Origin of the sequence: uncultured Cyclobacterium sp. (assembly GCF_963976465.1) — a bacterium.
GTDB lineage: Bacteria > Bacteroidota > Bacteroidia > Cytophagales > Cyclobacteriaceae > Cyclobacterium.
Genome location: NZ_CAXBOC010000547.1, coordinates 1 through 3,509 on the forward strand (window position 1 = coordinate 1; position 3,509 = coordinate 3,509).

At 42.7% G+C, this 3,509-nt stretch carries 3 protein-coding genes; all 3 read right to left on the minus strand.

Translation table 11 applies throughout. The features are described 5' to 3' along the window. On the minus strand, positions 1 to 1,689 hold a 1,689-nt coding region (locus tag AAC037_RS21915), incomplete at its 3' end, for a c-type cytochrome (protein ID WP_339905622.1). Next, the gene (locus tag AAC037_RS21920; protein ID WP_339905624.1) at positions 1,673 to 3,187 is read right to left on the minus strand and encodes an arylsulfatase; all 1,515 of its coding nucleotides are present in this window, start codon (positions 3,185 to 3,187) and stop codon (positions 1,673 to 1,675) included. The genes AAC037_RS21920 and AAC037_RS21915, both read right to left, overlap by 17 nt. A 13-nt stretch (positions 3,188 to 3,200) precedes the next feature. Further along, positions 3,201 to 3,509 (minus strand): sulfatase/phosphatase domain-containing protein (locus AAC037_RS21925; protein WP_339905626.1); only part of this gene is annotated, 309 nt, incomplete at its 5' end.

Consider the following 3,509-nt stretch of genomic DNA (forward strand, 5'->3'; position numbering starts at 1 on the left):
AATTTCATGAACAGGGTCTGACACAGGTGTTATTTCCAATAGGTAATCGATTAAGGCATTTAATTTCTTTTCTTCAAATCCTTGAAATGCGGGCATCAAACCATTACCATGGGTTATGATTTTGGTTAATGATGCACGATCATGCCTTTCTTTTAACCCCTTGAGAGAAGGAAAAGCCTCACCCAAGCCCTCTTGATCTGCCCCATGACAATTGGAGCAATTGGACAGATAGGTATTTTTTCCGGGAAAATTGGACTGCTTTCCACCTTGACCATCCTTTTCTGCAATGTTTCGAACTTGCAGGATCATAGGGATTTCATTGGCATTGACATAGAGCATATGGTTGTTTGGGTCATAAGAAGCTCCGCCCCAAATCATACCTCCCCTTGTAGCCGGGAAGGTGAGCGTCCCTTCTAAACTCGGAGGTGTATACAAACCTTCATTCCTGTACTTTTTATACGCCTCTTTTACATAGGCATTGGCTTCTTTGGAAATATTGGTGAGCATCGTACTATCCAAACCTTGTCTGGTAACAGTGATCCCCTGATTAAACTTTTGGGTGGGATGGGCAACTTCACCCGGCACATAGGAAGGTGGAACATTTCTTTCTTTCATCTCCATTAAAGGTTTTCCGGTCAACCTGTCAAGAAGGATCAATTCTCCCATTTTAGTAGGTTGTACCAGGGCTTTCACCACACCATTTGTCGAAGGTATATCTACTAATGTAGCGGCACATGGCAGATCATAATCCCAAATATCATGGGTGACCGCCTGATAATGCCATTTTCTTTCTCCTGTTTTTGCGTCCAAGGCAAGAATAGAATTCCCAAATAGGTTTTCCCCAAGTCTATTCCCTCCATAAAAATCATATGCAGGAGAACCTGTGGATACATAAACCCATCCTTGCTCTTCATCCAAACTTAAGCCGCCCCAATTATTGGCCCCACCATAATTTTCTTCCTCTTGCCAGTTCCATGTATCATGGCCCAATTCACCTTCCTTAGGTATGGTATGAAATATCCATTCAAAAGCACCTGTTTTGGCATTATAAGCCCTAATATGTCCCGGTGAAGCATCGTAACCTTCTCCCGTAGCCGAACCAATAATAATCAGGTCTTCAAAAACAACCCCCGGAGTACTCAAAGAGATGGATAAAGCTTCGGGGTCGACCCCCAGATTTTTACGCAAATCAAGTTTCCCCTCTTCGGCAAATTCCGTTAGCAATTCGCCCGATTGGGCATCTATAGCAAAAAGGTAGTAACCGACTGCCATAAAAATGCGAATCTTATCCCCTTCTCTGTAATGGAAAAAACCCCTATTCACTCCCCCTGATTGACCATATTCTTCCGGATCGAAGCGCCAAAGCTCGGTTCCTTTTTCAGCATCCAATGCAATCAAATCAAGCTGAGGAGAGCTAACATACATCACATTTCCAAGAATCATAGGATTGCATTCCATGGGTGTTCTTTCTTTAGAGTCTCCCGTGTGATAAGTCCATGCAGGCTGAAGTAGGTGAACATTTTCCTTATTTATTTGATCCAGACCTGAAAACTGTGCAGCTGTCTTCGTTGAACGGTAATGTCCCCAGGTTTGGTAATCTTTGGCTTCAGAAGCATCGTTCCTCTGCGAACATGCAAAGCTCACCAAAAGGCAAACTAAAGCGATAACACTATCAATGGTCCTTATCATCTCCTTTAATTTTCCCCTCAAATGGCCACTCAGCATCCTCCGTCCTAGAACTTTGCATTAAGCCTTTTATTTGTGCTACTACTTCAGGGTATTCGCTTGCCAGGTCATTCGTTTCCCCCGGGTCTTGCTCTAGATCATATAGCTGAATCGTTTCATTTCCTTTAAATACGTTTAATTTGATCCCTTTCCATTTGCCTTTTCTTATGGCCTGTTTTCCTCCTTTTTCATGGAACTCCCAATAAAGGTGAGCATGCGCCGGCTGTTCTCCCTCACCCAAGAGGGTCGGAAGAAAGGATATACCATCAACTGGCCCTTCTAATTCCTCCCCTACCAGAGCAGAAAAAGTGGGTAAAATATCCCAAAATGCGCTGATATGATCTGTCTGACTTCCTTTTTTAACTTTGGTCGGCCAGCTCAAAATCATCGGAACATGAATTCCTCCTTCCAACAAGTCTCTTTTATATCCCTGAAAAGGTCCGTTGCTGTTAAAAAAATCAGGGTCTGCCCCTCCCTCTAGGTGTGGACCGTTGTCTGAAGTAAAAATGATGACCGTATTGTCCAAAATTTCCAATTCCTCCAACTTGGCCACAATTTGTCCAACATGATCATCAAGGAGTGTGACCATAGCGGCAAAGGCAGCGTGTGGATAAGCTTGAGAACCGTAGCCTCCAACCTTATATCGAGGGTGCTCAGGATCATCCACCCCTTTATATGGAGTTTCAGGGCCCAATTTACTTTCGTACTGATAAGGTGGTTCGGGATTGGTTTTGGTTAGAAATTTTTCCATATACTCCTCCGGAGCAAAAAGTTCTGCATGAGGAATAATTGATGGAACATACATAAAAAAATGGGTGTCCTTATTTGCCTCAATAAATTCCAATCGCTTTTCTTGAATAAGGTTGGGAGCATATTCCCCTTGCGCTGTTCCTTGATTTCCTTCCAGACTGATAATTTTATCATTGTCCCATAATTCTCTGGGGTAATAATTATGGGCGATGGTCTGGCTGTTGAATCCAAAGAAAACATCAAACCCCTGGTTGAGAGGAGCACCGGAAGATCCCGGATAGCCTAATCCCCATTTACCAAATGCTCCGGTGGTATACCCTGCTTTTTTCAATACTCCTGCCAAGGTCTGTGTGCCCTCAGCTAATGGAAATTGTCCACCATTCAACCCCCTATTCCCTCTTACTTGTGTATGCCCTGTATGCTTTCCGGTCATCAAAGCAGACCTTGATGGGGCACAAACGGTTGCACCCGAATAATGCTGTGTAAAAACCATCCCATTCGCAGCCAATTTGTCAATATTTGGAGTACTGAACTTGGTCTGGCCTAGAAAACTTAAATCTCCATATCCCAGGTCATCAGCGAGAATATAAATGATGTTGGGCTTTTCAGTAGGTTTTTCTTTGTCTGTATTATTGCTACAGGAAGACATTCCAATCACGAATACTGCTGAAATGGCAGCCAAAATAGGGAGCCTATACGTTTTTAATTTCATCTCGGTTGTTAGGTTAATTGTTTTCCTTGTTATATAAACCTGTGTCACCTTTATCCAGCTGAACGAGCAATTGCTTCACCAATTCGGGATGTTCATTGGCTATATTTTTGGTTTCCATAGGATCATTGATGTGATCATATAATTCAATCTTAGGTGTTTCCTCCCTAAAATACTTCATTATTCTGTACTTGTCTGTTCGCATTGAAATACCATTCCTGAAATAACTAAAAGCCATGGCTTCCCTATCCTGATCTTTACCATTTTCCAGCAAAGGGACCAAGCTTTGACCATCCAAAGGAAAATTGGTCGGAATATTTGTCAA

Bases quoted from the DNA above. Each gene is read 5' to 3' on its own strand.
- AAC037_RS21920 (WP_339905624.1), bottom strand. From the start codon at position 3,187: ATGAAATTAAAAACGTATAGGCTCCCTATTTTGGCTGCCATTTCAGCA.